Origin of the sequence: Pseudarthrobacter sp. LMD1-1-1.1, from assembly GCF_040676255.1 — a bacterium.
Taxonomy (GTDB): Bacteria; Actinomycetota; Actinomycetes; order Actinomycetales; family Micrococcaceae; genus Arthrobacter.
Genome location: NZ_JBEGHP010000001.1, coordinates 16,505 through 38,836, shown reverse-complemented (window position 1 = coordinate 38,836; position 22,332 = coordinate 16,505). Strand labels below are relative to the sequence as shown.

At 65.1% G+C, this 22,332-nt stretch carries 19 protein-coding genes; 8 read left to right on the top strand and 11 right to left on the bottom strand.

What is annotated here, in order from left to right; genetic code table 11:
- Positions 1-37: 37 nt before the first annotated feature.
- Positions 38-1,366, top strand: coding sequence for an ABC transporter substrate-binding protein (locus MRBLMD1_RS00170; RefSeq protein ID WP_364396305.1), 1,329 nt, complete (start codon positions 38-40; stop codon positions 1,364-1,366).
- An 82-nt stretch (positions 1,367-1,448) separates the two neighbouring features.
- On the opposite strand, the gene MRBLMD1_RS00165 is transcribed toward MRBLMD1_RS00170, so the two are convergent.
- Positions 1,449-2,471 (bottom strand): LacI family DNA-binding transcriptional regulator, encoded by a 1,023-nt coding sequence (locus MRBLMD1_RS00165; protein ID WP_307489252.1) that lies wholly within the window; start codon positions 2,469-2,471, stop codon positions 1,449-1,451.
- A gap of 14 nt (positions 2,472-2,485) precedes the next feature.
- Entirely contained in the window at positions 2,486-3,688 is a 1,203-nt protein-coding gene (locus MRBLMD1_RS00160; RefSeq protein WP_364396302.1) for a Gfo/Idh/MocA family protein, read from the bottom strand.
- A 183-nt stretch (positions 3,689-3,871) separates the two neighbouring features.
- Here MRBLMD1_RS00160 and MRBLMD1_RS00155 point away from each other — a divergent pair, with 183 nt between their 5' ends.
- The 5 genes from MRBLMD1_RS00155 (at position 3,872) to aroQ (ending at position 10,088) form a co-directional block, all read left to right on the top strand.
- Positions 3,872-4,804 carry a carbohydrate ABC transporter permease gene (locus MRBLMD1_RS00155; RefSeq protein ID WP_364396299.1) on the top strand — a complete coding sequence of 311 codons (933 nt, stop codon included), beginning with the start codon at positions 3,872-3,874 and terminating at the stop codon, positions 4,802-4,804.
- A gap of 9 nt (positions 4,805-4,813) precedes the next feature.
- Positions 4,814-5,737, top strand: coding sequence for a carbohydrate ABC transporter permease (locus MRBLMD1_RS00150; protein ID WP_224027029.1), 924 nt, complete (start codon positions 4,814-4,816; stop codon positions 5,735-5,737).
- Between the two features lie 78 nt (positions 5,738-5,815).
- Complete coding sequence (locus MRBLMD1_RS00145; protein ID WP_364396296.1) at positions 5,816-7,159, top strand: ABC transporter substrate-binding protein; 1,344 nt, start codon at positions 5,816-5,818, stop codon at positions 7,157-7,159.
- A gap of 138 nt (positions 7,160-7,297) precedes the next feature.
- Positions 7,298-9,505 carry an alpha-galactosidase gene (locus MRBLMD1_RS00140; RefSeq protein ID WP_364396293.1) on the top strand — a complete coding sequence of 736 codons (2,208 nt, stop codon included), beginning with the start codon at positions 7,298-7,300 and terminating at the stop codon, positions 9,503-9,505.
- Positions 9,506-9,623: 118 nt separating this feature from the next.
- Complete coding sequence (gene aroQ, locus MRBLMD1_RS00135; protein WP_364396290.1) at positions 9,624-10,088, top strand: type II 3-dehydroquinate dehydratase; 465 nt, start codon at positions 9,624-9,626, stop codon at positions 10,086-10,088.
- A 39-nt stretch (positions 10,089-10,127) separates the two neighbouring features.
- Here the strand turns inward: aroQ and MRBLMD1_RS00130 are convergent, their stop codons facing one another.
- Positions 10,128-11,312: a MarP family serine protease gene (locus MRBLMD1_RS00130; RefSeq protein WP_159630702.1), complete on the bottom strand. Its 1,185-nt coding sequence runs from the start codon at positions 11,310-11,312 to the stop codon at positions 10,128-10,130.
- A gap of 196 nt (positions 11,313-11,508) precedes the next feature.
- Between MRBLMD1_RS00130 and MRBLMD1_RS00125 the strand changes: the two genes are divergently transcribed.
- The gene (locus MRBLMD1_RS00125) at positions 11,509-12,186 is read left to right on the top strand and encodes a Crp/Fnr family transcriptional regulator (protein ID WP_011775987.1); all 678 of its coding nucleotides are present in this window, start codon (positions 11,509-11,511) and stop codon (positions 12,184-12,186) included.
- Positions 12,187-12,244: 58 nt separating this feature from the next.
- On the opposite strand, the gene MRBLMD1_RS00120 is transcribed toward MRBLMD1_RS00125, so the two are convergent.
- The 8 genes from MRBLMD1_RS00120 to MRBLMD1_RS00085 form a co-directional block, all read right to left on the bottom strand.
- Positions 12,245-13,783, bottom strand: a complete 1,539-nt coding sequence (locus MRBLMD1_RS00120; protein WP_364396288.1) for an alpha-N-arabinofuranosidase — start codon at positions 13,781-13,783, stop codon at positions 12,245-12,247.
- A 55-nt stretch (positions 13,784-13,838) separates the two neighbouring features.
- Positions 13,839-14,735 carry a carbohydrate ABC transporter permease gene (locus MRBLMD1_RS00115; protein WP_364396285.1) on the bottom strand — a complete coding sequence of 299 codons (897 nt, stop codon included), beginning with the start codon at positions 14,733-14,735 and terminating at the stop codon, positions 13,839-13,841.
- Positions 14,736-14,737: 2 nt separating this feature from the next.
- On the bottom strand, positions 14,738-15,661 hold the full coding sequence (locus MRBLMD1_RS00110) for a carbohydrate ABC transporter permease (protein WP_414703667.1): 924 nt from the start codon (positions 15,659-15,661) through the stop codon (positions 14,738-14,740).
- An 82-nt stretch (positions 15,662-15,743) separates the two neighbouring features.
- Positions 15,744-17,078, bottom strand: coding sequence for an extracellular solute-binding protein (locus MRBLMD1_RS00105; protein ID WP_364396279.1), 1,335 nt, complete (start codon positions 17,076-17,078; stop codon positions 15,744-15,746).
- Between the two features lie 216 nt (positions 17,079-17,294).
- Positions 17,295-18,296 carry a LacI family DNA-binding transcriptional regulator gene (locus MRBLMD1_RS00100; protein ID WP_364396276.1) on the bottom strand — a complete coding sequence of 334 codons (1,002 nt, stop codon included), beginning with the start codon at positions 18,294-18,296 and terminating at the stop codon, positions 17,295-17,297.
- 62 nt (positions 18,297-18,358) lie between these two features.
- Entirely contained in the window at positions 18,359-19,270 is a 912-nt protein-coding gene (locus MRBLMD1_RS00095; RefSeq protein ID WP_364396273.1) for an NUDIX hydrolase, read from the bottom strand.
- Positions 19,271-19,285: 15 nt separating this feature from the next.
- The gene (locus MRBLMD1_RS00090; protein WP_159630690.1) at positions 19,286-19,819 is read right to left on the bottom strand and encodes a RidA family protein; all 534 of its coding nucleotides are present in this window, start codon (positions 19,817-19,819) and stop codon (positions 19,286-19,288) included.
- A gap of 1 nt (position 19,820) precedes the next feature.
- Positions 19,821-19,976: a DUF4177 domain-containing protein gene (locus MRBLMD1_RS00085; RefSeq protein ID WP_009359196.1), complete on the bottom strand. Its 156-nt coding sequence runs from the start codon at positions 19,974-19,976 to the stop codon at positions 19,821-19,823.
- A gap of 37 nt (positions 19,977-20,013) precedes the next feature.
- Between MRBLMD1_RS00085 and MRBLMD1_RS00080 the strand changes: the two genes are divergently transcribed.
- Positions 20,014-22,332, top strand: a complete 2,319-nt coding sequence (locus tag MRBLMD1_RS00080; protein ID WP_364396269.1) for a transglycosylase domain-containing protein — start codon at positions 20,014-20,016, stop codon at positions 22,330-22,332.

The following is a 22,332-nucleotide window of genomic DNA, read 5'->3' as shown; positions in this document are numbered from 1 at the left end:
CGCCCCGGTACACCCACCCCACTAATAAGGAATAGAAATGCGCGTGCGTTACGGAAAAGCCACTGCCGCCTTTGCCATAGTCTCGGCGCTGTCCCTTGCGGGCTGCTCCAGCGGCGGAAGCACCTCCGCGTCCCAGGACACGTCCTGCAAGCCCTCCTCCGGACCGGTCGAATTGTCATTCACCACCTGGGTACCCGGCATGGACAAGGTGGTGGACCTCTGGAACAAGGACCACCCGGACATCAAGGTGAAGGTCCAGACGGGCCCCAACGGCAACTCGGGCACATACCAGAACTTCTTCAACCAGCTGCAGGCCGGCAACGCCCCGGACCTGGGCCAGATCGAATACGATGCGCTGCCGAACTTCCGGGTCCAGGACGGCCTGGAGAACATAGCCGCATGTGAGGGAGTAGCCGGCGCCAAGGACAAGTTCGTCGACTGGACCTGGGGCCAGGTGACGTTCGGGGAGGACAAGGCCGTCTACGCGATCCCGCAGGACAGCGGTCCAATGGCGATGTTCTACCGGGCCGACCTCTTCAAGGAGGCGGGCATCAAGGTCCCCACCACGTGGGACGAATATGCTGCAGCAGCTGAGCAGATCAAGGCCCGCGGCTCCTACATCACCAACTTCCCCCGCAGCGACGTCAACTGGTTCGCCGGCAATGTCTGGCAGGCGGGCGGGCAGTGGTTCTCCAACGCCAACGACAAGTGGGAAGTCAACCTGACCGGCAAGGAGTCCGAGAAGGTGGCCAACTACTGGCAGAAGCTGCTGGAGAAGGGCCAAGTATCCACCCTTCCCTCCTTCTCCGATGAGTGGAACGCCTCCTTCAACAAGGGCCAGCAGTGGACCTGGGTTTCTGCCGTTTGGGGCGCCTCAACCCTGCAGAGCGGAGCGCCGGATACGGCCGGGAAGTGGGCGGTTGCCCCGATGCCGCAGTGGGAAGCCGGCGGAAAGGCCGCAGGCAACTGGGGAGGTTCCTCCACCGCAGTCCTGAAGGGCTCAAAGCACCCCTATGAAGCGTCCAAGTTCGCCCTGTGGTTGAACACCGATCCCGAGGCGCTGGCGCTGGCCAATAAGCTCGGCGGCCTCTACCCCGCCGCGAAGTCGGCCAAGGACCTGGGCGCCTTCTCCGGCGGCGTGGACTACTTCGGCGGCCAGAAGATCTACGACGTCTTCGCCGACGCGTCCTCCAACGTGAACCCCAATTTCACCTGGGGGCCCACCATGACCAAGACGTACACTGACGTTTCCGACGGTTTCGGCAAGGCAACGGGCGGCAGCGGTACCCTTCTGGATGCCCTCAAGAATGGTCAGGCAAAAACCATCGAAGCCCTGAAGTCGCAGTCCATCCCCGTCAAGGAGTAACTGCAGGGCTCCCCATGAGGGAAGATTCCCTCACCAAAAAGGTCACCATCCCCGCGGCCGGCGGGGATGGTGACCTCTTGGTTTAAGGGCAGCCGCAGGACTGCCGGACGTGAAGCTTTGTGGGAAATATGTTGTGTTTCGGTTTTCCCCCGCGCCGGGCCTCCACCAGGGCGTTGACGGCGGCCTCCGCCATCGCAGCCACGGGCTGCTCCACCGTAGTCAGGGGCGGCCAGGAGTATTCGGCTTCAATCGATCCGTCGAAGGACACCACTGCGATATCCCCCGGAACTGCCAGCCCTGCCTCATGGATAGCCCGCAGCAGACCCACTGCCTGGGTATCCGAGGTGGCGAAGATGGCTGTTGGCCGGTTGATCGAGGCGACCAGGCGCTGGCCGGCCGAATAGCCGCCGGGCCAGGTGAATCCGCTGTAGACGACAGGTCCTTCCTGCAGCCCGGCCTCCTGCAGGGCCTGGCGCCAGCCCACCTCACGGCCATCCATGCTGCCCGAAACGTTGGTGCCCATGGCCAGTCCAATATTGGTGTGCCCGTGGCCGATGAGGTGCTCGACAGCGATCCGGGCTCCCGCAGCCAGGTCGACCCCGATGCTGTTGAAACCCGGGGCATCCCGTTCCTGGTTCAGCAGTACCGCCGGGATGTCCGCCGTTTCAAGCGCTTCGAGGTCCGGTTCGAAGAGGACACTGGCAAGCAGCACTCCATCCACCTGGCGGGCGGCAAGGTTGCGGATGTTGCGCCGCTCCTTGGCCAGGTTCCCGTCTGAGTTGCTGAGGACCAGGGCGTAGCCCAGATCCGCGGCGGCATCCTCGACTGCGTGGGCGAGCAGGGAGAAGAAGGGGTTTGTATTGTCCGGGATGATGAGCCCCAGGGTCTCGCTTGAGCCCAGCTTGAGTGCACGGGCCGCCGCATTGGGCCGGTATCCGAGGACGCGGATGGCGTCCTGGACTTTTGCTTCGGTGGCCGGCGCCACCTTCTTGGGGCCGCCATTAACCACGTAGCTGACGACGGCGGTGCTGACGCCGGCATACCGCGCAACGTCCTTGCGCGTCACAGGGCCGCCACGGGGAGCCTTTACTGCCGGTGATGTCATGGTCTCCATGCTAGCTACGAGTCGGCCGGGGCATCGCCAAAGTCGCGGATGGGCAGCCGGGCGCCGTTCTGCCGGGCCGATTCGTGGGCGACGATCCCGGGGAGGGTGAAACGTGCGGCCACCCAGGCGTTGACCGGGGGCAGCGTCCGGTTGTTCACCGCGGTGACGAAGTCGTCCACCAGGAAATGATGGCTGCCCTCATGGCCGTTGGGCGCTCCCTGGAACTCCACGGGCAGCCGTCCCGCGTCGTGGACCGGGGAGAGTCCCGACACGAACGCGTCCCGAAGCTCCGGCGCCACGTGGGCCAGGGACGGATCGTCCAGGGACATGCTGGGACGGGTTTCCATCTGCTCCGAGATGTCGTGGACGTCCTGCTTGTCCTGCCAGACGGTGACCTTGGCGAGCTGTTCGAAACTGGCCTCGGTGCCGAAGAACCGGAACCGGGATTCTCGGATGTGCGACGGATAACCGACGCGGCGCATTTCGTTGGTGCGCATCACGCCGCCGTCATTCAGTTCGAAAAGCGCCGTGGCGTTGGAGAAGTCGTTGCCGAACATGCTGACGTCCTTGTCGAACACGCCGTCGTTCCGCTGGTCGCTGACCCCCACGCAGCTGACGCTGACGGCGTGGGCCGGGACTGCCCCGAGCACACCGCCGATGGCGTGGGTGGGGTAGAGCATGGGCGGATAGCTGGCCGTCTCTTTCCACCGGTCGCCGCCGCTGTACTGGTAGGCGTCATAGAAGCCCAGGTCCATGTCGTGGACGTAGTCACCCTCGGAGTAGAAGATCCGCCCGAACCTGCCGGCCGCGTGCTGTTCGCGGGCATAGACGGTGGCCGGGTTGTAGTAGCTGGTCTCCCCCATCATGTAGACCAGACCGGTTTCCCGGACGGCTTCAATGATGCGCTCGATTTCGTCCTCTGACACTGCCATGGGGACCGCAGAGTAGACGTGCTTGCCTGCACGGAGGGCGCGTTCCACCAGCGGACCGTGCGTCCAGCGCTGCGTGAAAATTGCCACCGCATCGATGTCAGAGGCCAGGAGCGCGTCAAAGTCCGGCAGTACACCGGCGAGTTCGAGGCGTTCGGCCACTGATTCCGCACGTGCGGGCAGCTTGTCGACCATGTGGACTGCGCTGATGCCGGGGTGCAGGTTGAACAGGTGCGCGAACTGGCCGCCGAACTGGCCTGCGCCCACGATGCCGATGGAGAACGTCATTGTTTGCCTTCCGATAGGGGTTTGTCCGAGTGTTTCACTCGGATCTACTCGAGTCAATATCCATAGAATGGCGAAAATACTTGGTGTAGAAACATTTCGACGTAGGCATTGCCGAGCTAAATCTACTCGTGTAGATTACATCGCAGCTTGTTACTTCCATCACACTCGCCGAAAGGGTCGACGATGACCACCCTTACCAGGAACGCCAGCCCGGCAGCCCACACGGTGCACCGGCCACTGAAGCGCCGGGGACAAAGCGACCTGAAGACCGCACTGTTCTTCATCGCCCCCGCAATGATCGGATTTATCGCCTTTTACCTGGTGCCCACGCTTCGCGGCATCTACCTCAGCTTCACCGAATACAGCATCCTCGGGGATCCCACCTGGATCGGGACCGCCAACTATGAGGCCATCGGCAAGGATCCCCTTTTCTGGAACGCCCTCGCGGTCACCACGCAGTACGTCCTGATCAACATCGTCCTGCAGACGGCGCTGGCCCTGGGCCTGGCCCTCCTGATGCACCGCGTGGCCAAATCAACGTTCATCCGGGGGACCCTGCTCCTCCCCTACCTGATGGCCAACGTGATCGCCGCACTGCTGTGGTTCTGGCTGCTGGACTACCAGATCGGCATCGTCAACTACTTCATCGATGCCCTGGGCATGCCCAAGGTAGCTTTTTTCGGCAGCGAAGAATGGGCCATCCCCACGCAGGCCCTGATCAACACCTGGCGGCACATGGGCTACACCGCACTGCTGATCTTCGCCGGCCTGCAGGCCATCCCGCACCATGTCTACGAGGTTGCCAACCTGGACGGCGCCTCCCCATGGCAGACGTTCCGGAAGATCACCCTGCCCCTGCTGCGCCCGGTCCTGGCCCTGGTCCTGATCGTCACCATCATCGGTTCCTTCCAGGTCTTCGACACCGTCGCCGTCACCACCCAGGGCGGACCGGTCAACGCCAGCCGCGTGCTGCAGTTCTACATCTACCAAAAGGCCTTCACGGAATCGGACTTCGGTTACGGGTCCGCCCTGGCCGTCATCCTCTTCGTCATCCTCGCCCTGGTGGCCTTCATCCAAATGAAGTTCCTCAAGGGCAATGAATCGGACCTGGACTAAGGACGCCCCATGACCACCGCAAGAGTCTCCGCCCCCGCCCGGCCGGCCGCCCGGCGTCGCCCGTTCAACTGGCGCCGCGCCGGCGCCTGGGTCCTCGTCGCCATCGCCGTCGCCGTCTCCGTCCTCCCGTTCTACTGGGTCCTGCGGACCGCGCTGTCCACCAACGGGGCCCTGGCCTCCAACGCCACCAACCTGCTCCCCGCCGAGTTCAACCTGGGTGCGTTCCAGCGCGTCTTCGGCCTGCAGTCCCCGGAGGAAGCCGTGGCCGACGGCGGTTCCGGCGCCCAGATCGACTTCTGGTCCTACCTCCGCAACTCCGTGCTGTTCGCCTCCATCACCACCATCGGGGCCGTGTTCTTCAGCGCCATGGCGGCGTACGCGTTCGCCCGGCTCCGCTGGCGGGGACGGAACGCCGTGTTCAGCCTCTTCCTGGCCACCATGATGGTGCCGCCGATCTTCACGGCCCTGCCCAACTTCCTGCTCATCAAGAACCTGGGCCTGCTGAACACCATGGTTGGCCTGGTGCTGCCCTATATCTTCATGACCCCCTTCGCCATCTTCTTCCTCCGCCAGTTCTTCCTGAACATGTCCCGCGAAGTCGAAGAAGCGGCAATGCTCGACGGCGCCAAGCACCTCCGGATCTTCTTCCAGATCATCCTGCCCAACGCCGCAGCCCCGCTCGCCACACTTGCCCTGCTCACCTTCATCGGCCAGTGGAATGAATACTTCTGGCCCCTGCTGGTGGGCCAGGACGAATCCGTCCGCGTCCTCACCGTGGGCCTGGGCGTCTTCAAGTCCCAGTCGCCCCAGGGTGCACCGGACTGGTCCGGCCTCATGGCGGCAACCCTGGTCTCGGCCCTTCCGGTCCTGATCCTGTTCGCCGCCTTCGGCAAGAAGATCGTCAACTCCATCGGCTTCTCCGGCATTAAGTAACACCCCTCAGCTCCCCAGCTCCCTGACCCCGGCCGCGCCATGGCGGCGCGCCCGGAAGCACACCCTGAAAGGACCCTCATGAACAAGAAGAAAGCACTCGGTTCCCTCGCTGCAGCCGCGGCCGCCGTCCTGGCACTCTCCGCCTGCGGAAGCGGTGGCTCCGCCGAGCCCGGCAAGGGCGAGATCAACTACTGGCTCTGGGACGCCAACCAGCTCCCGGCCTACAAGCAGTGCGCCGACGACTTCCACAAAGCCAACCCGGACATCACCGTCAAGGTCACCCAGCGCGGCTGGGACGACTACTGGGGCACCCTTACCAACGGCTTCGTCGCAGGCACCGCGCCGGACGTCTTCACCGACCACCTGGCCAAGTACCCCGAGTTCGTCAAGAACAAGCAGATCCTCGCCCTGGATGACGCCGTCAAGAAGGACAACATCGACACCGGGATCTACAACTCCGGCCTGGCGGACCTCTGGGTGGGAGAGGACGGAAAGCGCTACGGACTGCCCAAGGACTGGGACACCATCGGCCTGTTCTACAACACCAAGCTGGCAGCGGACGCAGGCGTCACCCCGGAGCAGATGGCCACCCTGACCTGGAACCCCCAGGACGGCGGCACGTACGAAAAGACCATCGCCCACCTGACGGTGGACAAGAACGGCAAGCGCGGCGATGAGCCCGGCTTCGACAAGGACAACGTGGCGGTCTACGGTCTTGGCCTCAATGGCTCCGGTTCCGGCCAGGGCCAGACCGAATGGAGCTACCTGACCGGGACCACCGGCTGGACGCACACGGACAAGAACCCCTGGGGCAAGCACTTCAACTATGACGACCCCAAGTTCCAGCAGAGCATCGACTGGTTCGCAGGCCTGGTGCAGAAGGGCTACATGCCCAAGCTCGAGACCACAGTGGGCGCCAGCATGGCGGACACCTTCGCGGCCGGCAAGTCCGTGATCAACGCCAACGGCTCCTGGATGATCGGCCAGTACACCGGGTACAAGGACATCAAGGTCGGCATCGCCCCTACCCCGACGGGTGTGGACGGCAAGCGCTCCAGCATGTACAACGGGCTGGCTGACTCCATCTACGCCGGCACCAAGAAGCCCGAAGCCGCCGCCAAGTGGGTCGAGTACCTGGGTTCCGCTGCCTGCCAGGACGTGGTCGCGGCCAAGGCCGTCGTCTTCCCCGCCATCAAGTCCTCCGCAGACAAGGCCGTCGAGGCGTTCAAGGCCAAGGGCGTGGACGTGACACCGTTCAGCCAGCAGGTCAAGGACGGCACCACTTTCCTGTTCCCCATCGCGGACAAGGCAGCCAAGGTTGACGGCATCATGAAGCCGGCCATGGACGCCGTGGTCTCGGGCAAGGCCCCGGCCAGCTCCCTGACCCAGGCCAACGACCAGGTCAACGCCCTGTTCAAGTAGCCCCTCCACGTGGCTGCGTATGTGGTCGCAACCACCCCGACCGGGTGCCGCCGCCCCCTCGCGGCGGCGGCATCCGGCTACCCTGTCCCCATCCCTTAACGTTCAGCGCACAGCATCATCACGAAGAGAGACTTTCCTATGGACCCCCTGTACCTCCGTTCCGCCGGCACCAGCCTGCTGGTCAGCTTCGACAGCGGGGAGGCCGAGGTCATCCACTGGGGCGCCGCCCTGGGAGCAGACGTGCCGGACCTCGGCATCCTGGGCGCTCCGGTGGGGCACTCCTCCATTGACGCCCACGTTCCCGCCGGCCTCCTCCCCTCGGCCGCTTCCGCCTGGCGGGGCCGGCCTGCCCTGCGCGGCCATCGCATCACCGCCGGCGCCGCCGGCTTCGACTTCTCGTCCCGCCTCCGCGTCACCTCCGTGAACACTGAGGGCGCCGCCGCCACCATCGTGCAGGCCGACGCCGACGCCGGGCTCAGTGTCTCCTCCTCCCTTAAGCTTCACGACGGCGGCCTGCTGGAACTGCGCCACACCGTCACCAATGACGGCACCACCCCGTTCCAGGTGGACGAGCTGGCCACCGTCCTCCCGGTGGCACCGGACGCCGTCGAACTCCTGGACCTGACCGGGCGCTGGTGCCGGGAACGCCACCCGCAGCGGCACCGGATCCAGCAAGGCACGTGGGTCCGGACCGGACGGCACGGCCGCACCGGCCACGATTCCTCCCTGCTGTTCGCCGCCGGCACCCAGGGGTTCGGCAACCGGCATGGCAAAGTCTGGGCGACGCACCTGGCCTGGAGCGGCAACCACGAACAGTTCGCGGACACCATCGGTGACGGCCGGACCATGATCGGCGGCTCGGAGCTGCTGGGCCCCGCGGAAGTCACCCTGGAACCGGGTGGCAGCTACACCACCCCGGCACTGTTCGCCGCCTACTCGGACCGCGGCCTGGACGGCATCACCGAAGCCTTCTACAGCTGGTTCCGCTCCCGCCCCCACCACGTGCTGCCCGCCGCGTCCACCGGCCTGCCCGCAGGCAAACCGCGCCCCGTGGTGCTCAACACGTGGGAGGCCGTGTACTTCGACCACAACCTGGACACGCTGATTGAACTGGCGGAGTCCGCGGCCGGCCTGGGCGTGGAGCGCTTCGTGCTTGACGACGGCTGGTTCCGGGGCCGCCGTGACGACCACGCCGGGCTGGGAGACTGGTATGTCGACGGGACCGTCTGGCCGGACGGGCTGGCCCCGCTGATCAACGCGGTCACCTCGCGTGGCATGGAGTTCGGGCTGTGGGTCGAGCCGGAAATGGTGAACCTGGACTCGGACGTGGCCCGGGCGCATCCGGACTGGATCGTGGGCCCCTCCGCCGCCGCGCACAAGGACGGCGGCCGGCTTCCCCTGGAGTGGCGCAACCAGCACGTCATCGACCTGGTGAACCCGGAGGCGTGGCAGTACGTCTTTGACCGGATCGATGCGCTCCTGGCCGGGAACAACATCAGCTACCTGAAGTGGGACCAGAACCGTGACCTGGCCGAACACGGCCACGCCGGCCGCCCCTCGGTCCACGCACAGACCCTGGCCGCGTACCGCCTGTTTGACGAGCTCCGGAAGGCCCATCCCGGCGTGGAAATTGAGAGCTGCTCTTCCGGCGGCGGACGTGTCGACCTGGGCATCCTGGAGCGGACCGACCGTATCTGGGCTTCCGACTGCAACGACGCGCTGGAGCGGCAGACCATCCAGCGCTGGACCGGTGCGGTGGTTCCGCCCGAATTGGTGGGCAGCCACATCGGCCCCACCACCTCGCACACCACGGCCCGCACCCACGACCTGTCCTTCCGGGCCATCACGGCACTGTTCGGTCATTTCGGCATGGAGTGGGACATCCGAAGCGTCCAGGGCAAGGACCGCGAAGAGCTGCGGCGCATCGTGGGGCTGTACAAGGAGCACCGGGGCCTGATCCACAGCGGCCGCCGGGTCCACGCCGACCTCGCCGACGACTCATTGCTCCTGCACGGTGTGGTGGCCGGTTCTGCCGGGGACGGCATCGACGTCCAGGAAGGGACGACGGCGGCGCTGTTCGCCCTGGTCAGCACGCGCACCTCGGCAGCGGAGGCACCGGGCCGCATCGGCATCCCGGGGCTCGACGCCGGCCGCAGCTACCGGGTGGAAGCGCTCTTCCCCACCACGGACGACGCCGACCATGCCCACACGTTCACGCAGGTCGAGCCGCCCGCCTGGCTGTCCGGCGGCGCAGAGGCCAGCGGCAGGTTCCTGGCAGAGGTGGGGCTGCCCATGCCCATCCTCAACCCGGAGCACGCAGTACTGCTGAAGGTCACGGCCCTCTGACATCCATTGCCGCGTACTTGTCGTTTTGGAGCTTCAGAACGACAAGTACTCAGCAGTCGATGGTGTATGCCGGCGTAAGAATGCGCGGCAGGGAGGGCCAACCGATAGATTTGCAGGCATGATTGAAGCCTCCTCCACTGTCGAAGCCGGCCGCGGCACCATCCTCGTAATCAATGGCCCCAACCTGAACATGCTGGGTACGCGGGAGCCGGAAAAGTACGGCACCTCCACCCTTGCCGACGTCGAACAGCTGGCTGCGGCCGCCGGGAAGAACTACGGATTCGCCGTGGAGTGCGTCCAGTCCAACCATGAAGGCGTCCTGCTGGACGCCATCCACGCAGCCCGGGGCACCGCCGTGGGAATCGTCCTGAACGCGGGCGCCTTCACGCACACCTCCGTGGCACTTCGTGACGCCCTGGCAGCCGTGCAGCTTCCCGCCGTCGAGGTTCACATCACCAACGTGCACCAGCGGGAGGAATTCCGGCACCACTCCTACCTGTCGCCGGTCTGCGCGGCAGTAATCGTGGGCGCTGGAGTGTTCGGCTACAAGCTCGCCATCGACTACCTGGCCGAGGTCCTGTAGCCGGAGCGACGCGGTGCCCTCACGTCTGGATGCAGTGCCCTATTTTTGGATGCACTGCCCGGAGGAGACGGGTGAGGCCAGCGACGGCGCCTGCTCCGCGACGGGGTCCAGGTCATTCATGGTGATGGCGAACCCCACCTCGGCGTCCGAGGTTGCCTTGGCGAAGATTACGCCTGCCACCTGGCCGTCGGTGGTGAGCAGCGGGCCGCCGGAATTGCCCGGCTGGACGTCCCCGGCAAGGCGGTAGATGTCCTCCGGCGCGGGATTGTTGCCGTAGATGTCCGGGACGAGGACGGTGGCGATGTCCTGGACGGTGGCGGGCTTGGACTGGAACGGGCCGCCGTGCGGGTACCCGGCGAACGCAGCCTGGCTGCCGCCGGGCAGGTCGCGGCTCAGTTGCAGCGGCTGGGACGGCAGGTTGTCCACGGCCAGGACTGCAAGGTCGCGCCGGGTGTCGAAGTAGACCACCCGTCCGGGCATGGCGCCGCCGTCGGGCATTTCCACCACCGGCTGCGACACGCCGGCCACCACGTGCGCGTTGGTTACCACGCGGTCTTCCGAGACGACGAAGCCACTGCCGGTCTGGTTCTGGCCGCATTCATAGGCCGTGCCCGCGATCCTCAGGACGGACTGGGCAGCCCTGTTGAGTGCGGGTGTATTGGTGCTGGTGTTGGGCACCTGGACGGCCTGGCCCTGGTCCAGGCCTTCGAGCAGGGTGGGGATGCCGTTGCCGATCACCGTGGACCGCAGCTCCGCCATGGTGGCCTTGACCGGGGTGGGCGTCAGCCCGTCGATGAAGCGGATCACCTTGGATTCAGCCAGCTGCTGGGACACCACGGGCACGCCGAGGGAGCTGACGCTGAATGCCAGCATGGACATCACCAGGGCGGAGACTACAAGGTTCAGCGCCCCGCCCACCAGCCGGTCCACCGCCCGGAGCGGCCTGATCCGCACCACGCCGCGGAGTTGGCGCCCCACCATGGTTCCCAGGCCGTGCCCCAGTGCCATCAGGACGACGGCGGCAGCGATGATGGCGGTGAGCCTCCACCCGGAGTCCTCAACGAAGGTGCTGACGAGCGGGACGGCAAAGAAAGCGGCAATGGCGCCGGCGGCAAAGCCTGCGAGGCCGCCGACAGTGACCAGGAACCCATTGCGGAGGCCGTAGACGAGGTATGACAGCAGCGCCAGGATCAGGACAATGTCCAGGACAGTCAGGCCGACCACAAAGGCTCCTTATTTACAGTTGAACCCCCATTCTAGTGGCGGACGCTGACAATCTTCTGCGGGGTGCAGCGGCCTCCGGCGGACCGTCGGCGGGCTGCCTGCGGGCGTTTCCCATGCCAAGTTCGTCACAGAACCTTGAAAATTCTGAAACAATGGCAAAAGCGCCCACAGCCGATACTTTTACTCAGGAGATTTCATGGACATCGAGGTACTGCGCCGAGCACCCCTTTTCGCCACGCTCGACGACGACGCATTCCGGCTGCTGACGGACGAACTCACCGAGGTGGACCTTTCCCGCGGCGCATCAGTGTTCCGTGAAGGTGACCAGGGTGACCAGCTGTACTTCATCGTCTCCGGCAAGGTGAAGCTCGGCCGCACGTCCCCGGACGGCCGCGAGTCGCTCCTGGCCATCCTCGGCCCCGGCGAGCTCTTCGGCGAGATGGCGCTGTTTGATCCCAGCCCCCGCACCGCCACAGCCACCGCGGTGTCCGAAACCCGGCTGGCCGGGCTCAAGAACGAGAGCCTGAACGCCCTGCTGCGCACCCGCCCCGAGGTCTCGGCCCAGCTGCTGCAGGCCCTGGCCCGCCGCCTGCGCCGCACCAACGACTCCCTCTCGGACCTCGTCTTCTCGGACGTCCCGGGCCGCGTGGCCAAGGCCCTGCTGGACCTTGCCGACCGCTTTGGCCGTCCGGCCACCGACGGCGTCCTGGTGGCGCACGAGCTCACGCAGGAAGAACTGGCACAGCTGGTGGGTGCCTCCCGCGAAACCGTCAACAAGGCCCTGGCCGAGTTTGTCCAGCGTGGCTGGCTCCGGCTCGAGGCCCGCGCCGTGGTGATCCTGGACATGCAGCGACTCCGCCAGCGCTCCCGCTAGGACCATACAGAAAAGGCCGCCCCACGGGGCGGCCTTTTTTGTTGCGCGGATGCGGGAGTCAGTTCTTCACCACGTCCAGTTCGACGACGGCCCACGACAACGCAGGAAGGCTGAGCCGCAGCTCAGAGCCGTTTGCCTTGGCACCCTCCAGCGGCTTCAGGCCCACGCGGTCCTGGTTATCCTGGTTGTTGATGGTGAAGCGGTCGCCGCCGTCAGGGATTTCCAGTACTTCCGCCCTGACCACCCGCTGTGCGTCGAAGCCCCGCAGGCTGACCTCCACGTCCGCCGCCTCCTCGAGCCCGCGGTTGGCGAGGAATAAGGCCACCCGGCCCGTCTCCTCATTCCAGGTGGCGCTGACATCGACCAGGTCCGTATCGCCAAACCGGGTATTGGTGTACTTGTCGGAGTCGACGGACAACCGCAGGATCTGGCCCTTCGCCAGTTCCGCCATCCTGGAGAACGGGTGGAAGATTGTTTGCCGCCAGGCCGGACCGTTCTCCTCGCTGAAGATGGGGGCGATGACGTTGACCAGCTGCGCCTGGTTGGCGATCTTGACCCGGTCGCCGTGCCGGAGCAGGGAGTTGAGCAACGTTCCGACGACGACCGCGTCCGTCACGTTGTACTTGTCCTCGATGACCCGCGGGTGTTCACGCCAGCCGGCCTTGGTCACGTTGTGCGGCTGGTCCTCCGTGTCCAGGCCCCGCTGGTACCAGACGTTCCATTCGTCGAAGGACAGGTTGATGTGCTTCTTGTGCTTGCCCTTGGCCCGGACCGCGTCGGCGGTGGCAATGACCGATTCGATGAAGTAGTCGGTGTCGACGGCGCTGGCCAGGAAGCTGCCGACGTCCCCGTCATGCTCCTGGTAGTAGGCGTGCAGTGAAACATAGTCGACTTCGTCGTAGGCGTGGGTCAGGACGGTCTGCTCCCAGGCTCCGAACGTGGGCATCCGTGAGTTGGAGCTTCCGCAGGCCACCAGTTCGATGTCCGGGTCGACGAACCGCATGGCCTTGGCCGCCTCCTGGGCCAGCCGGCCGTACTCTTCCGCCGTCTTGTGGCCGATCTGCCAGGGGCCGTCCATTTCATTGCCCAGGCACCAGAGCTTGATGTTGAAGGGGTCCTTGTGGCCGTTTTTGGCGCGCAGGTCCGAAAGGCGGGTGCCGCCCGGGTGGTTGGCGTATTCGACGATGGCGCGGGCGGCGTCCACTCCCCGGGTGCCCAGGTTGATGGCTTCCATAATTTCGGTACCAGCCTGGCGGGACCAGTCCACGAACTCGTGAAGGCCGAAGGCGTTGGTTTCCAGGGTGTGCCAGGCCCCGTCAAGCCTGCGCGGCCGGTCTTCGCGGGGGCCAATTCCGTCTTCCCAGTCATAGCCGGAGACGAAATTGCCGCCGGGATAGCGGACCACGGTGGCGCCGAGCTCCTTGACGAGCTTGAGGACGTCCTGGCGGAAGCCGTTTTCGTCGGCCTCCGGGTGGCCCGGTTCGTAGATGCCGGTGTAGACGCAGCGGCCCATGTGCTCCACAAAGGAGCCAAAAAGACGCCGGGGCACTTCGCCGATGGTGAAGTCGCGGTCGAGGGTGATTCTGGCGCGGGACATAAGAATGATCTCCTTGGTTGAACGTCAGGCAGGTGGTGGAAAGCGAAGGTGGGCGTCAGGTGCCGGCGAGTCCCGTCGTCGCAACGCCCTTGATGATCTGGCGCTGGAAGAACAGGAAAAGCAGGATCAGGGGCAGGGCCGCGAGCAACGCGGACGCCATGTTCTGGGCGTACTGGATGCCGTAGGCGCTTTTGATGGTCTGCAGCCCCACGGGGAGGGTCAGGACGGACCCGTCGTTGGTGGCGATGAACGGCCAGAGGAAGTTGTTCCAGGCGCCGATGAACACGAAGATTGCCACGGCCGCGAGGATGGGGCGGGACAGCGGAAGGATGACCTGGAGGAAGATCCGCATCCGGCTGGCGCCGTCCATGACCGCGGCTTCTTCGAGTTCCCGCGGGATCTGGTCGAAGAACTTCTTGAGCACGAACACCATGGCGGGGTGGATGACCTGCGGCAGGATGATGGCCCAGGAGGTATCGATCATGTGCAGTGCCACCATTTGGTAGAACAGCGGAATGATCAGGACCGGCGGTGGAACGATGATGGACGCGATGATCACGGTCATCAGGACCTTCTTGCCCCGGAAGTCGATGCGGGACAGCGCGTAGGCCACCAGCGCTGAGATGACCAGCGTGATCACTGTGATGGCTGCCGAGGTGTACAGGGAGTTCCAGGTCCAGAGCGGGATGTTGCCGTCCTGGAACACCTTGACGAACGCATCGGCGGTGAAGCCCGACGGCGGGATCCAGCTGATCTTCGGAGCGGCGGCATCAGTTTCGCTCTTGAAAGCGGTGACGGTTGCCCAGGCGAAGGGCACCATCCAGAGGACGGCCAGCAGGGCGGCGACTGCCAGGACGGCAATGCGGCCGGGGCTCATCCCGCGGCCGTTCCTGCCGCCGGCGGACGGCGTGGCCGTGGAGGGAACAGGGCGGGCGAGGGTTTCAGTTGCCATGGCTATGCACTCCTGCGGCGGGTGATGAGGAACTGGATGACCGAGACAGCCACGATCAGTCCGAAGAAGATGTAGGAGATGGCTGCCGAGTAGCCCAGGCGGTATCCGGTAAAGCCGGTTTCGAAGATGTACTGCACCACGGGCCGGGTGGCGCCGCCGGGGCCGCCGGCTGTCATTTGGTAGACCTGGTCGAAAATCTTCAGCGAGGCCAGGATCTGGAGGAGCACGATCATCACGGTGGTGGGGGCCAGCTGCGGCAGGGTGATGGAGAAGAACTGCCGCCAGGCACCGGCGCCGTCCAGCGACGCCGCCTCATAATGCTGGGCGGGGATGTTCTGCATCGCCGCCAGGTACAGGAGGAAGTTGAAGCCCACCGTCCACCACAGTGTGGCGATGACGATTGCCCACATCGCGACGCCGGGGTCGTTCAGCCACGCAACTTTCGGCAGCCCTATTTTGGCCAGCGAGTCGTTGATCAGGCCCAACTGGGGGTTGTACATCCAGGTGAAGAACAGGGAGACAACGGTGGAGGCCAGCAGGTACGGGGCAAAGTAGGACAGCCGCCACAGCCATTGCGCGGGCAGTCCGACATTGACCAGGGCGGCCATGACCAAGGCAACGACCACCAGCGGCACAGTGCTGATGACCGTGAAGTAGAGGGTGTTGCCCAGCGAATGCCACATGTCGGAGTCGGCGAGGGCTTCGCTGTAGTTCGCCAGCCCAATCAGGCTGTCGTTGGCGCCGGTAAGGGACTTGCCGGTCAGGCTCATGTACAGCCCGTAAAGGAGGGGCCAGACGAGGAAGACCAGGAAGAATGCCAGGAACGGTGCGGCGAACGCCCAGCCGTTGAGGTTGTCCCTGCTTCCCTGGGAACGGGACCCGGCGGTCCTGGACCCCGTCTGCCTGGACAGTCTTTGGCGGGACAGCCCGGGCAGCGAACCCGCCGGACCCTCGCTGTTGTGTGATGTTGCTACGGAACTCATTTGGACTCCTGTGTCGCTTGGCGGTTCAAACCGGGTTGGGACGGGAAAGCAGGGTGTTGGTGCGCCGCACGAAGGCATCCCAGCCATCAGTTGCCTTGTCGCGGCCGAGGAGCACGTTCTGCACGGTCTCCGCAAAGTACGTTTGCCAGTCGGAGCCCGATCCGCTGAACCAGGCCTCCGGGTCGTAGGCGATGATGTCTGCGGCGTTGGCGTAGTGGATCTGGGGCGTGAGTTCGCGGTAGGCCTGGGATTGCACCACCGGCTGGAAGGCGGGGATATGTCCTGCCTCGGCCCACGACAGCGAGCCCTTGAGGATGTCGCTGACGAATTTGTAGACGTCGCGGCGCTTGGCGTCGTCGACGTTCAGCTGCCGGGGAAGCACGAAGGAATGCGAGTCAGCGTAGGCGGCCGGCGTTCCGAACAGCGTGGGGATGGTGGCGGCGTCAACGGGCAGGTTTGCCTTCTTGAAGGTGGGCAGCTCCCAGACCCCGCTGAAGAGCATGCCTGATCCCCCGCGGGCGAATTCCGCGATGCCGGTGCTGATGTCGCCGCTTTGCGCCGCGATGGTGTCATCGAACAGGGAGGTCATGAATTCCAGGGACTCAACGGCGGCCTCGTTGTCGGCCACCATTGGCTTGCCGGGGGTCAGTTCCATGCTTGCCCCGTGCTGCCGGTAGAGGGTGTAGAAAAGGCGCCACATCTGTGACCCGCTGCCGAGGTACCCGAAGGACAGACCGTGCGCCTGGGTCACTTTCTGCATTTCCCGCGCGATGCTGATGAAGTCCTGCGGGGACTTCGCTTCCTGCAACTGCCCGTTGCTGCCAAGCAGTCCTGCCTTTCCCGCCACGTCACGGTTGTAGAACATGACAAAGGGGTGCGAATCCAGGGCGATGGAGAAGACTTTGCCGTTGTTCTGGCTCTTGTCCCAGATCCTTGGCGCGAAGCTCAGGCTGGTGACGCCGAACTCTGACAGCAGGTCCAGGTCCCATGGGTCGATCAGGCCGCCGGGCGCATAGCCGGGAACGCGGCTGGCATGCATGATGGCCAGCTGCGGCGGACGGCCGCCGGCCGATGCCATGGCCAGCTTGGTGTAGTACGGCGGCCCCCAGGCAAGAACTGTCGGGTGCACCTTGAACGCCGGGTTGGCGTCGTTCACCTTGCTGATCATGTTCTGCATCTTGATGCCGTCGCCACCGGACAGGAGATGCCAGAACTGGATATCCCTGGGGGCCGCGGCGGAGGCATTTCCGCCGCACCCGGACAAGGCCGCCGCGGCGAACACGCTTCCCAACGCTGCGGTTCCGGACAACAGCCGGCGCCTGGACAGTTGCCTGTCGTCGAAAAAATCAAACTGCTTCACCCGTCACTCCTTTGGATGGGTCCGCTGAAAGTCATTCCGTTGCCACAACCGTTGCTGCCGGGTGTCCCTCATCGCAGTCCTGCAGGCTCCGGTGTGACGCAGGCCTCACATTACATCGATGTAATGTGTCCCGCAACGAAAAATTGTTAGCGTTCGCAAAGTGATCCCGCGGTCTCGCTTCGAGGCCAAGCCAGTGGCCGGCGCTGCGTGCAGGGCCTAGGAAGAGGTGCTTTCCCGCTCCACGACTTCGTAATCGACGGCCACCACCCGCTGCGGGCCCTCGCGGTCCTGCATGCGTTCGGTGAGGAGCCACAGGGCCTCGCTGGCCACCCTGCGCTTGTCGAACGAGACTGTGGTCAGTGACGGCACCGCGTACTTCGCATCCGCGATGTCGTCGAAACCGGCAACGGCCACATCGTCGGGAACCCGAAGGCCGCGCTTCCACAACACGCTCAGGGCACCGATCGCCATGGAATCGGTGAAACAGAACAGCGCCTCGGGCACCGGGTGCGCGTCAAGGTAGGCGGAAAGAGCATGGGCTGCCGTATCCGGGCTCCACTTTTCGCACGGGATGATCAACGAGTCGTCCCAGGGGATGCCGAGTTCGCCAAGCGCGGCCTGGTACCCGCGGGTGCGGAGGACGGCTGCCGCGGAGCCCCTGCCCTCGGCGGCGCCCAGGACCGCGATACGCCGCCTGCCCGTCCTGCCGAGCGCCAGTGTCATGTCACGGGCGGCGGCGACGCTGTCCACCCACACACGGTCGGCCAGCTTCTGGGACACTTCCCCAAGCAGGACCACGGGAGGCAGGGCGACGCCCACCTTGACGGCACTCTCGTCCAGCACCACGGGGTTGAGGATCAACCCGTCTATCAGGTTGGAGCGCGCGCGGGACATCAATTCGTACTCGCGGGTGGGATCGGATCCTGTCTCCTCGATCTGCACGCTCCAGCCCTGTTCATGGGCTACTTCCACCACGCTGTGCGCAATTTCGGCAGAATACGGCGTGGCCAGGTCCGGCAATGCCAGGGCAATGACGCCAGACCTGCCGTTGCGCAATCCCCGGGCCGAGAGGTTGGGCACGTAATCCAGTTCCGCCATGGCCTGCTCCACCTTGAACCTGGTGGGGGCGCTGACGGGAACAATTCCGTTCATGACGTTCGAGACCGTCTTTGGCGAAACCCCGGCGAGGCGCGCGACGTCCTTGACCGTTGCGCGCAAACGCGCCCCCTTGCTCCCGGTGTGGTTTTGCTGACGAGTTTATACTCCGGCCCGGCGAAGCATCAGCGCTCGCGCTGGTGGTCCCCCGCCACAGTCTTGGCCGCTTCGACTTCAAGCATGAGCCTGCCGCCCTCTTCGACCAGGACCGGCTGGTACACGTGCGGCTTGCGCTTGTAGCTCAGATACGCGATGCAGCCGTTGGCCGTCGCCATCTTCTCGAGCATGATCTCGGAACCCGGCACAAGCAGTTCGCCCAGGGGCCGGCCCACGGTGTTCTCCTGGCCTGCCTCGTCACCGAGCTTGCTGGTGTTCCGCTCCTGGACCACCTCCGCGGCGTTCACCCACCTGCCCCACACGCCTTTGCCCTCAAGCAGCGACGGTTCCTGGCCAAGCGGCTGGGTGGCCGCAAAGTAGCGGGTGTCGAACCTGCGGTGTGCAAAGTCGGGGCTGCGCCAGTTGACCAGGGACTTGAGCAGGTCGGTGCGCAGGGAGAGCCCGCGCTTGCCCAGCACCTGGGCCAGGGTCTTCTCCTGGTCCGCAACCGCAACGCGTGCACGCATCCATTCGGAGGTTGAGGTGGCTTCGACCGTATTGGACATGTCCGGGCCGGCCAGCAGGATGCCTGTTTCCTCGAAGAGCTCCCGGATGGCGCCCACCACGTGGCGCCGCGCCAGCCCGACGTCGTCCGTTCCCATCTGCTCAGCCCAGTGCTGGGGCGACGGGCCCAGCCAACCCATGGGCTCGTCGTCGGACGGGTCGAGGGACCCGCCGGGGAACGCGAGGACCCCCAGCGGCGAGGAGCCGGGCCGGTAACCCAGCCACGTCTCCAGGCCGGTGGGGGAATCACGCAGGAGGACGACGGATGATGCGTAACGGGCGGCCCTGGGGGTCCGCTCGCCGTGTTCGAGCCAGCTTTGTGCTGCCCCTTCAAGATCCTGGGGCAGTGCAAAAAGGCGTCGTGCGAGGTGAGGCAAGGGAAGTGTCCGGTCTTAGCTGAATTCGGCGATCAGCTCGACCTCTACGGGAGAGTCGAGCGGAAGAACGGCAACGCCGACGGCGGAACGTGCGTGCTGCCCGGCGTCGCCAAGGACGCGGCCCAGCAGTTCCGAAGCGCCATTGACAACCGCGGGCTGGCCCGTGAACGTCGGGTCCGAGGCGACGAATCCCACAACTTTGACGATGCGGGTGATGCGGTCAAGGTCCCCGATGACGCTCTTGACGGCAGCCAGTGCGTTGACCGCGCAGACAGCCGCGTAGCGCTGGGCGTCCTCCGGGGAAACGGTGGGTTCGTCGGCGAACCCTTCCGTACCGGCGGACACCTTGCCCGTAGCTTCGAGTTTGCCGTTAATAAACGGCAGCTGGCCCGAGGTGTAGACGTGGCTGCCGGAGACGACGGCAGGGACGTAGGAGGCTACCGGGGCGGCAACCTCGGGAAGGGTGAGGCCAAGTTCGGCGAGGCGCTGTTCGACGGCGGATGCCGGCGCCGTTGCGGCGCTGGACTGGGCTTCTGCGGGGGTGCTCATGCTACTGCTTCTCCCTCTTGAGGTAGGCGACAAGGCCGTTGCCGTCAGGTCCGGGGACTACCTGGACGAGCTCCCAGCCGTCCTCTCCCCACTGGTCCAGGATCTGCTTTGTGGCGTGGATGATGAGCGGAATCGTCGCGTACTCCCATTTGGTCATGAGAGAAAGCGTAGCCCTTGCCGGTAAAGTGGAAAACATGGCGACTCGCAACAACCCCTTATTCGACACTGCCACCACACTGGGTAAGATCCTTCTTTTCCTTGGTGTGAGCGCGATTTGCGGTGTCCTCGTGGCGGGCCTGCTGGTCCCTGCCGCCGCCGTCTCCGGCAGCGCGGCAAGCGGTTCCATCGATTTCTTCGATTCCCTTCCGGCGGAACTGAAGGTTGATCCGCCGAGCCAGACCACCAGGATCCTTGCTGCCGACGGCAGCGAGATCGCCAGCGTGTACACAGAGAACCGCACAAAGGTTCCGCTGGACCAGATTTCGCCGAACATGAAGAATGCCATCATCGCGGTGGAGGACAGCAGGTTCTACGAGCACGGCGGTGTGGACACCACCGGCATCCTCCGCGCGCTGGTCGCCACCGCCCGCGGCAACAAGCAGGGTGCGTCCACCATCACGCAGCAGTACGTCAACAACGTCCTCAACGCCAACCTCGCAGCCGCCGGCGAAGAGGACCAGATCAAGCTCAACGGCGTCAACAAGGGCGTGGGCGACAAGCTCCGCGAAATGAAGCTCTCCATCGCGCTGGAGAAGGAGTTCACCAAGGACCAGATCCTTGAGGGCTACCTGAACATCGTGTTCTTCAACCGTGACGCCTACGGCATTGAAGCGGCGTCCCACTACTTCTTCAGCACCACCGCCAAGGACCTGACCCTGCCGCAGGCGGCGCTCCTGGCAGGCCTGGTAAACAGCCCCTCGGCCTTCGATCCGATCACCAACCCGGAGAAGTCCAAACAGCGCCGTGACTTGGTGCTGGGCCTGATGAAGGACCAGAACAAGATCACCGCGGAGGAGTACCAGGCCGCCGTGGCCACCCCGGTGGAGCCCAAGGTGACCCAGCCGAAGCAGGGCTGCGCTTACGCCGCGTCCGCCCCGTACTTCTGCGACTACATCCTGCACCTGCTGGAGAACAACCCGGCGTACGGAGCGGACGTCAAGGAACGCCAGCGCCTGATCTACGGCGGCGGCCTGACCATCACCACCACCCTTGACCCCAACGCCCAGGCCACGGCCCAGGAGCAGGTCAACGCCGCCACCGGGGCCAACCCCGATAAGTGGGGCTCCTCGATGGTGTCTGTGCAGCCGGGTACTGGCAAGATCGTCTCGATGGCCCAGAACACCACGTTCCTGCCCGGCCAGGGCTTTGATTCCCAGTTGAACTTCAATGTGGACAAGCTGGACAAGGACGGCAACGACCTCAACGGCGTGGGCGGTTTCCAGCCCGGATCCACCATGAAGCCCTTCACCTTTGCTGAGTGGCTCAATGAGGGGAAGACCATGAACACCGTGGTCAACGCAGCCCAGCGGGTCTATCCGCTCAACTACCCGTGGAAGAACACCTGCGGCAAGGTCAACGGCGCGTACAACACGGCGCAGAAGTCCTTGGGCGCTGCGGACGACCTCCAGAACGCTGAGCCGCAGTGGTACCGCCCGCTCACCGTCCTTGAGGGCCTCTACAACTCCATCAACACCGTGACGTTCGCGTCGGCAGCGCAGCTGGACTTCTGCGGCATCCAGAAGATCGTCGACGCCGTGGGCCTGCACAGCGGACTGCCCTCGGCAGACGGCAGCGAACCGCACCCGAAGGTGGACATGATGACGCTGGGCAACCTGCTCGGTTCCACCCAGACGTCACCGCTCACCATGGCCAGTGCATTCGCCACGTTTGCAAATGACGGCAAGTACTGCGAGCCCATCGCCATCACCTCGGTTGTGGACGCCACCGGCAAGCAGCTCCCGGCGCAGTCCAGCAGCTGCCGCGATGCCGTCAAGCCCGAGGTTGCCCGCGGCGTGAACTACGCGCTGCAGGAAGTCATGAACCAGGGCTCCGGCTCCCTGATCCGGCCGCGCCTTTCGACCAAGACCAGCTTCCCCATCGGCGCCAAGACCGGTACCTCCAACAACAACGGTTCCACCTGGGTTGTCGGCCATACCACCGGCCTGGCCACTGCCGCCTGGTTCGGTGACCCCCTGGGCGGTCAGAGCCGCGCGGGACAGAACATCACCGTCAACGGCAAGTTCTACCCGGGCATCGACGGTTACATGATCGCTGGGCCGATGTTCTCCAACTTCATGACCAAGATCGCTCCGGCGTACGGGACCAACCCGTTCCCCGCGCCTCCGAGCAACATGATCAACGGCACCACCCGGAACACCACCCCCGCCACCACTGCGCCGCAGGCTACCCAAGCCCCGGCCCCGTCAACGCAGGCACCCCAGGCTCCCGCCACCCAGGCGCCGGCACCGGCCCCCAGCAACAACGGCAACGGCAACGGCAAGGGAAACGGCTAA

What these genes read in the sequence shown, in the direction of transcription:
- MRBLMD1_RS00170 (WP_364396305.1), top strand. Translation starts at nt 38, where the DNA reads ATGCGCGTGCGTTACGGAAAAGCCACTGCCGCCTTTGCCATAGTCTCG.
- MRBLMD1_RS00165 (WP_307489252.1), bottom strand. Translation starts at nt 2,471, where the DNA reads ATGACATCACCGGCAGTAAAGGCTCCCCGTGGCGGCCCTGTGACGCGC.
- MRBLMD1_RS00160 (WP_364396302.1), bottom strand. Translation starts at nt 3,688, where the DNA reads ATGACGTTCTCCATCGGCATCGTGGGCGCAGGCCAGTTCGGCGGCCAG.
- MRBLMD1_RS00155 (WP_364396299.1), top strand. Translation starts at nt 3,872, where the DNA reads ATGACCACCCTTACCAGGAACGCCAGCCCGGCAGCCCACACGGTGCAC.
- MRBLMD1_RS00150 (WP_224027029.1), top strand. Translation starts at nt 4,814, where the DNA reads ATGACCACCGCAAGAGTCTCCGCCCCCGCCCGGCCGGCCGCCCGGCGT.
- MRBLMD1_RS00145 (WP_364396296.1), top strand. Translation starts at nt 5,816, where the DNA reads ATGAACAAGAAGAAAGCACTCGGTTCCCTCGCTGCAGCCGCGGCCGCC.
- MRBLMD1_RS00140 (WP_364396293.1), top strand. Translation starts at nt 7,298, where the DNA reads ATGGACCCCCTGTACCTCCGTTCCGCCGGCACCAGCCTGCTGGTCAGC.
- aroQ (WP_364396290.1), top strand. Translation starts at nt 9,624, where the DNA reads ATGATTGAAGCCTCCTCCACTGTCGAAGCCGGCCGCGGCACCATCCTC.
- MRBLMD1_RS00125 (WP_011775987.1), top strand. Translation starts at nt 11,509, where the DNA reads ATGGACATCGAGGTACTGCGCCGAGCACCCCTTTTCGCCACGCTCGAC.
- MRBLMD1_RS00120 (WP_364396288.1), bottom strand. Translation starts at nt 13,783, where the DNA reads ATGTCCCGCGCCAGAATCACCCTCGACCGCGACTTCACCATCGGCGAA.
- MRBLMD1_RS00115 (WP_364396285.1), bottom strand. Translation starts at nt 14,735, where the DNA reads ATGGCAACTGAAACCCTCGCCCGCCCTGTTCCCTCCACGGCCACGCCG.
- MRBLMD1_RS00090 (WP_159630690.1), bottom strand. Translation starts at nt 19,819, where the DNA reads ATGAGCACCCCCGCAGAAGCCCAGTCCAGCGCCGCAACGGCGCCGGCA.
- MRBLMD1_RS00085 (WP_009359196.1), bottom strand. Translation starts at nt 19,976, where the DNA reads ATGACCAAATGGGAGTACGCGACGATTCCGCTCATCATCCACGCCACA.
- MRBLMD1_RS00080 (WP_364396269.1), top strand. Translation starts at nt 20,014, where the DNA reads ATGGCGACTCGCAACAACCCCTTATTCGACACTGCCACCACACTGGGT.